The organism is Corynebacterium sp. KPL2734 (assembly GCF_040225595.1).
In the GTDB taxonomy this organism is placed as follows: Bacteria; Actinomycetota; Actinomycetes; order Mycobacteriales; family Mycobacteriaceae; genus Corynebacterium; species Corynebacterium rhinophilum.
In genome coordinates this window covers 21,747-28,259 of the sequence record NZ_JBEHFO010000022.1, presented here as the reverse complement: position 1 = coordinate 28,259, position 6,513 = coordinate 21,747, and the positions used below count along the sequence as shown (strand labels likewise).

Annotated in this window: 5 protein-coding genes and 1 pseudogene; all 6 read left to right on the top strand. The window is 60.8% G+C overall.

What is annotated here, in order from left to right:
* Positions 1–460 (top strand): annotated as a pseudogene (locus tag ABRP88_RS10455) (hypothetical protein); the annotation flags it as partial.
* 433 nt (positions 461–893) lie between these two features.
* Positions 894–2,606 (top strand): carbon starvation CstA family protein, encoded by a 1,713-nt coding sequence (locus ABRP88_RS10450; protein ID WP_349837151.1) that lies wholly within the window; start codon positions 894–896, stop codon positions 2,604–2,606.
* Entirely contained in the window at positions 2,590–2,847 is a 258-nt protein-coding gene (locus tag ABRP88_RS10445) for a cory-CC-star protein (protein ID WP_349837150.1), read from the top strand. The genes ABRP88_RS10450 and ABRP88_RS10445 overlap by 17 nt, the downstream gene beginning before the upstream one ends.
* The gene (locus ABRP88_RS10440; RefSeq protein ID WP_349837149.1) at positions 2,838–3,779 is read left to right on the top strand and encodes an ArsA family ATPase; all 942 of its coding nucleotides are present in this window, start codon (positions 2,838–2,840) and stop codon (positions 3,777–3,779) included. The genes ABRP88_RS10445 and ABRP88_RS10440 overlap by 10 nt, the downstream gene beginning before the upstream one ends.
* 78 nt (positions 3,780–3,857) lie before the next feature.
* Complete coding sequence (locus ABRP88_RS10435) at positions 3,858–5,177, top strand: C1 family peptidase (RefSeq protein WP_349837148.1); 1,320 nt, start codon at positions 3,858–3,860, stop codon at positions 5,175–5,177.
* A gap of 13 nt (positions 5,178–5,190) precedes the next feature.
* Positions 5,191–6,492 (top strand): C1 family peptidase, encoded by a 1,302-nt coding sequence (locus ABRP88_RS10430; protein WP_349837147.1) that lies wholly within the window; start codon positions 5,191–5,193, stop codon positions 6,490–6,492.
* The last annotated feature ends 21 nt before the right edge of the window (positions 6,493–6,513 follow it).

The window sequence follows — 6,513 nt, the reverse complement described above, 5'->3', positions numbered from 1 at the left end:
CCCAACACCGACCCTGACACTGTCCCCCGATTCACAGATTCAGGAAGGACAGATACACCACTCCACCGGACTTGACCACGGCCTCCTTGCGCCTACTGTGGAAGAACTTCTTCCATTCGCGTTTAACTTGCAAGACTTGGAAAAAGAGCAGCGCATCTACATGTGGGAAGGCTACGAGGCTTCCATTCGGAGCGGAGAAAAGCGACAAACAATCCGAGTAGATGATCCCTTCTATGAAGGAAAAGCCCAAATAGTCTTTGAGAAGGAAACCGGGGAAGTCGTCAGCTTACCCGCACAGGTCACAGCCGTTGTATCTACCCAGCGCGGGCTGCTGTCGGAAAAGCAAGCTAAAAATGACGGGTTCAATTCTCTATCCGAGCTTCACGAAGCTCTAGATACTCACTACCCCGGATTAGCGGATACAGACGAAGTTGACGTTGTAGAATTCGAGCTCCAGTAGACTAGCCAGACCGAAAATCGAATCATTCGCTACCTCGCCAAAAAGCCGCTGTTCGGAATTTTTTGAGATATTTCGTCAAGATTTACAAGTGCCGCCACCAAAGGGTTCCCAACTGCAGGAAGCGAGATAACGACTCCTCCATAAGTCCAGTCGATTGAGCCTTCGCCGTTAACCACGGTACTTCGGCACTACTGGCTACATGCCGCGCCAGCAGGGTCCTTTAATCCCGCCCGCTACCCGCGATTTGGCCCAGATATGTCCGCCAAGCCACGCCGAGCGCGCAATGGAACGTATAAGCCCCTCCACCGCGTCCACATAGTGGGACACCACCCCCTTAATCCACCCGCACTGCAAGATTTTGTGTGAACCATGACATACTGTTCAGGCCTGTGATACATAACACCCCACCTTCGACGCGCAAGGAGACACAGCCATGAACTCTCTCATCCTTGTCATCATCGGCGTGGCAATGATGCTGGCCGGCTACCTGCTCTATTCCAAGTTCCTGGGCAAGAGCATCTTCCGGTTATCTGAGAACTACACCACCCCGGCGCACCGCCTCAAAGACGGCGTGGATTATGTTCCCACCAATAAATACGTGCTGTGGGGCCACCACTTCACCTCAGTGGCGGGTGCGGCACCGATTATCGGCCCGGCAGTAGCTGTCATTTGGGGCTGGCTCCCGGCATTCCTGTGGGTCACGTTAGGCACCTTCTTCATCGCCGGCATGCACGACTTGGGTGCGCTGTGGGCCTCGCAGCGACACAAGGGTCAGTCGATTGGTACGTTGTCGGGGCGCTACATCGGCAAGCGCGGGCGCAACCTCTTCCTCATCGTGATCTTCTTGCTGCTGCTCATGGTCAATGCCGCGTTCGCCGTGGTGATTTCGAACCTGCTTATTTCCACGCCCTCGGCGGTCATTCCTACGTGGGGTGCCATTGCCGTCGCGCTGCTGATTGGCCAGGCCATCTACCGCCTGAACTGGAACCTGCCGCTGGTCTCCCTCGTGGGCGTGGTGGCGCTGTACTCGCTGATGGTTTTGGGCGACCGCTTCCCGGTCGTGTTGCCGGAGACGGTCCTGGGCATTCCCGCCAACGGCGTGTGGATCATCCTGCTATTTATCTACGCCTTCATCGCCTCGCTGCTGCCGGTGTGGGTGCTGCTCCAGCCGCGCGATTACATCAATGGCCTGCAGCTTTTCGTGGGGCTTATTATCTTGTACGGCTCCTTCCTCATCACCCGTCCGGAGCTCGCCGCCCCAGCCGTGCGTGAGAACGTTCCTGACGGCACCCCGGGGATTTTCCCGCTGCTTTTTGTCACCATCGCCTGCGGCGCCATCTCTGGCTTCCACGGCATCGTGGCCTCGGGTACCTCGTCTAAGCAGATTGATAAGGAAACCGATGTCCGCTTCGTGGGTTACTTCGGCGCTGTGGGCGAGGGATTGCTGGCGCTCGGCACCATCATCGCCACCACCGCTGGCTTTAAGACCCTGGCGAATTGGGAGGAAATCTACGCCGAGTGGAACGCCGGCGGCGTCAATGCCTTCGTGCAAGGCGGCGGCGCGCTGATGAACGAGGGCCTGGGCATTCCCACCTCGCTGTCTGCCACCATCCTGGCGACGATGGCCGTGCTCTTCGCCGCCACCACCATGGACTCCGGCGTGCGCCTGCAGCGCATCGTGGTCCAGGAAATTGGCGAGATCATGGGTATCCGCATCACGGCCCTAGTCTCTACCATCATCGCGGTGGGCCTGGCCTTCGGCCTGACCTTCTCTGCGGGCGCGGACGGCTCCGGCGGCATGACCATCTGGCCGCTCTTCGGTACCACCAACCAGCTCATGGCCAGCCTGTCCTTGGCCATCGTCGTGGTCATCCTCACCCATCTGCGTCGGCCTACCCTGCCGGTTATCATCCCGCTCATCTTCGTCACCATCATGTCGCTGTGGGCAGCGCTGCTACAGCTCAAGTCCCTGTTCGCGGATCAGAACTGGCTGCTCTTCGGCATGGACGTCGTCATCGTCATCGCCTCCATCTGGGTCATCGTGGAGTCGATCGGCGCTATCTCTAACGCGTGCAAGGAACCGCCGCTGGAGTGGACCGATGATGATACCGACGCTCCCCTTCCCCAGCATGCTCGACAAGCTTAAGGCCTTCGGTGCGGGGCTCAACGAGTTCTACCAAGCCCCGTACCGCGCCGTCTTCGCCAAGGCCCAGCAGCAAGAAGATGACCTATTTATGATGCTGGTGGCCTCGGAGGCGCTCGGCATCCCCAACCCCGCCAGCTACTACACGCTGGAGCTATTGCCGCTGGTCTACGAAGATTTCCACGCCTGGCACACGCGCATGGGCATGGAGAAATCACCCCTGGAGAATATTCAATGCTGCTAGAAACCGCGCCCATCATGTTCTTTGGCGGCAAGGGCGGCGTGGGCAAGACCACCCTCGCCACCGCCACGGCCCTGTCCCTTTCCCAGGACCGCAACGTGCTGTTGGTCTCCACGGATCCAGCACACAACCTGGGGCATATCTTTGATGCCACGCTTTCCGATGCCCCCACTCACCTCACCCCCTCCCTCTCCGCCATCGAGCTCGATCCGGCCCGCGCCACCGAGGAACACCTCGCGACCGTGGGTGCCTCGATGCGCCGGTTCATGCCGGAGCACCTGCACGGCGAGGTAAAAAAGCACCTAGACTTGGCCCGCCAATCCCCCGGCACGCAGGAGGCGGCGCTCTTGGAGCGCATGGCCACCTTGGTCGCAAACGCTAACGAGTATGACTACCTCATCTTCGATACCGCCCCGTCCGGTCACACCTCCCGGCTGATGGCTCTGCCAGAAATCATGGCTGCCTATACCGATGGGCTGCTTGCCCGGCGCGAGAAGTCCGATAAATTCGGCTCATTGGTGCGCGGGATGTCCGCGGAGTCCGGCACCGATAATGATCCGGTGGACCGGCGCAATCAGGAAATCCGCGCCACGCTCTTCCAGCGCCGCGAGCGCTTCGAGCACCTGCGCACTGCGCTGACCTCAAAGAAGACCGTGTTCCACATCGTGCTCACCGCCGAGCGCCTGCCCGTCTTGGAATCTTCCGAGTTCCACGCGGATCTCACCGGCAATGGCGTGCGGGTGGGCTCCATGCTGGTCAACCGCCGCACGCCCGCGGACCAAGGCGAGTTCTTGGCCTCCCGGCACGCCGCCGAAGACGAGGCCCTGGCGCTCTTGCACGATAAGCTTCCCGATACCCCAGTCCACGAGATCCCCTGGCTCCCAGAAGAGGTGGGAAGCCCCGAAGCCGTGGCGCGGCTGGCGGAGCATCTATAGCGATCTGGAACGATCTCTAACGGCCCATCCAGCACCCAGCGACCTCGGGTGAGATCGCAGTCTGCTAAAACGGTGAATATGACTTTGCTCACCAATGACTTCCTGTCCCAATTGCGCGAGGAGGCTGCAGCGGACTCCCAGCTGCGCGTCGCGCGCAATGCCATTACCAGCGTAGGGGTGGCCAAGGCGGCCCTCGACCGCGACCGCATCACCGCCCTCTACCCCACCACCGAGGTAAAACTCGATAGCCTCAGCGTCACCGACCAGATGCGCTCCGGGCGCTGCTGGATGTTTGCCGCGCTCAACGTATTCCGCCACCGCGCAGCCAAGGAGCTCAATATCGATGACTTTGAGTTTTCCTTTACCTACCTGCAGTACTTCGACAAACTAGAGCGCGCCAACTTCGCGCTCAACCAGCTGTTGGATCTCACCGAAGACGGCACCGACTGGGATGACCGCGACGTGGCTACTTCCCTCGAGCTCACAGGCGAAGACGGCGGCTGGTGGTCATTTTTCACCAACCTCGTGGACAAGTACGGCGCCGTCCCGGCCGAGGTCATGCCGGAGGTGCACTCGTCCGGCCACACCGCGCAGATGAACCGCGATATCGCCACCATCATCCGCCGCGCCGCGCACCGTGCGGTGGAAGGTGAGGGGGATCGCGGGGGCATTATCAAGCAAGCCCGCACCGATATACAACGCGTGCTCGCCATTCACCTGGGCACCCCGCCGGAGGAATTTACGTGGAGCTACCGCACCAAGGACGAGCAATTCTTCCGCGTGCACTCCACCCCGCGCGAGTTTGCGGATAAGTACCTGCCGAAGTTGGACGAGTACGTCGTGCTTGCCGATGACCCCCGTACCACCAACGACAAGCACCGCTACTACACCAGCGCTGGAGTAAATAACCTCGCCGGTGGACAGGCCGCCGGTTACCTCAACGTCGATGTGGACGAACTGCGCGCCGCCGCGCGCGCCAGCATCGAAGCCGGCGAACCGGTGTGGTTTAGCTGCGATGTCTCCCGCCAGTTCTCCTTCCAAAACGCCGTGTGGGACGAAGGCCTCGTTGATACCGATGGCCTCTACGGCATCGATTCCACCATGAGCAAGGAGGAGCGCTTTACCTCCGGCGAATCTGCGCCCACCCACGCGATGGCGCTGACCGGAGTTGATGGTGCACCCCGTGCATGGCGCGTGGAGAACTCCTGGGGCACCAAGCCACCGGGCAAAGACGACGCCGACGAGGTACCCGGCAAGGGCTTTGCCACGATGTCGGATGAATGGTTCAGCGAAAACGTCTTCCACATCGCCGTGCGCAAAGAATTCCTCACTTCCGAGCAGCAACAAGCACTAGAGACCGAGCCCGTTGAGCTTCCCTTCTGGGACCGGATGAACTAAGGAGCATCGAAAAATGAATGAGATTAATCCACAGGAAGTTCACACCACCAACGCCACCCTCACCAGCGAGCCGGCCATCAGGGCGGCGCGGAATGCGGTGGCGCAGGAGGGCATCGATAAGCTGAGCGTCGACCGCGACCTCGTGCGCGAGCTCACCACGGCGACCAGCCACAAGCTCGATAAGTGGGGCGCGGCTAACCAGAAGGCTTCTGGCCGCTGCTGGATTTTTGCGGGCCTGAATTCCCTGCGCGGCGGCATCATGGACCGCACCAACATCAAGGATTTCGAGCTTTCGCAGACCTACCTGTACTTCTACGACAAGCTGGAAAAGGCCAATTGGTTCCTCACTGCGGTAGACGAGCTCAAGGACCGCGATATGACGGACCGCACCTTGACCAAGCTCATGGATGACCCCATTGGCGATGGCGGCCAGTGGTCCATGTTCGTCTCGCTGGTGGAAAAGTACGGCGTGGTGCCCAAGTACGCCATGCCGGAGACCGCGTCCTCCGAGGCCAGCGCCATGCTCAACCGCAACCTAGAGACCGTCCTGCGTCGCGCCGCCCACCAGATCCGCGCGGGCAAGTCTGGGGCACAGGAGCACGCGCTTGCTGATGTCTACCGCATCCTCACCGCCAACCTCGGCCTCCCTCCCACAGAGTTCCAGTGGCAGTACCGCGATAAGGACGATAACTTCCACCGCGAGGGCACCTATACCCCGCAGGACTTCGCCCGCGAATACCTCCCCAAGGACCTGGGCGAGTATGTCTGCGTGGTCAATGACCCGCGCAATTCCTACGGTGAGCTCTACACCGTGGATTACCTGGGCAACGTCGCCGGTGAAAAGGTCACCTACCTCAACGCCCCGGTTGAGGTATTGCGCGATGCCACCCGCTCTGCCATCGAGGATGGCCAGCCCGTCTGGTTCGGCTGCGATACCAGCCAGCAATCCGATGCCGATAGCGGCGTCTGGGCCAAGCGCTTGCACGATTATGAGGGGCTGTATGGGGTGGAAATGGGCATCGAAAAGCCAGACCGCCTCCGCCTGCACGAGTCCCTGATGACGCACGCGATGGTCTTTACCGGCGCAGATATTGCCGAGTCCGGCGAGGTCACCCGCTGGCGCGTGGAGAATTCCTGGGGCACCGAGAAGGGCGATAAGGGCTTTTGGACCATGGCCGATGACTGGTTTGACGAGTACGTCTTCGAAATCGCCGTCCACCCATCCCGCCTGCCTGAGCAATACCAGGAAGCGCTCAAGTCCACCGAGATCACCACCCTGCCGGCGTGGGATCCGATGGGCGCGCTGGCGAACTAACCTGGCGCGGGTGGCGCGGGG

Coding starts and splice junctions, on each gene's coding strand:
- ABRP88_RS10450 (WP_349837151.1), top strand. CDS start 894: ATGAACTCTCTCATCCTTGTCATCATCGGCGTGGCAATGATGCTGGCC.
- ABRP88_RS10445 (WP_349837150.1), top strand. CDS start 2,590: ATGCTCGACAAGCTTAAGGCCTTCGGTGCGGGGCTCAACGAGTTCTAC.
- ABRP88_RS10440 (WP_349837149.1), top strand. CDS start 2,838: ATGCTGCTAGAAACCGCGCCCATCATGTTCTTTGGCGGCAAGGGCGGC.
- ABRP88_RS10435 (WP_349837148.1), top strand. CDS start 3,858: ATGACTTTGCTCACCAATGACTTCCTGTCCCAATTGCGCGAGGAGGCT.
- ABRP88_RS10430 (WP_349837147.1), top strand. CDS start 5,191: ATGAATGAGATTAATCCACAGGAAGTTCACACCACCAACGCCACCCTC.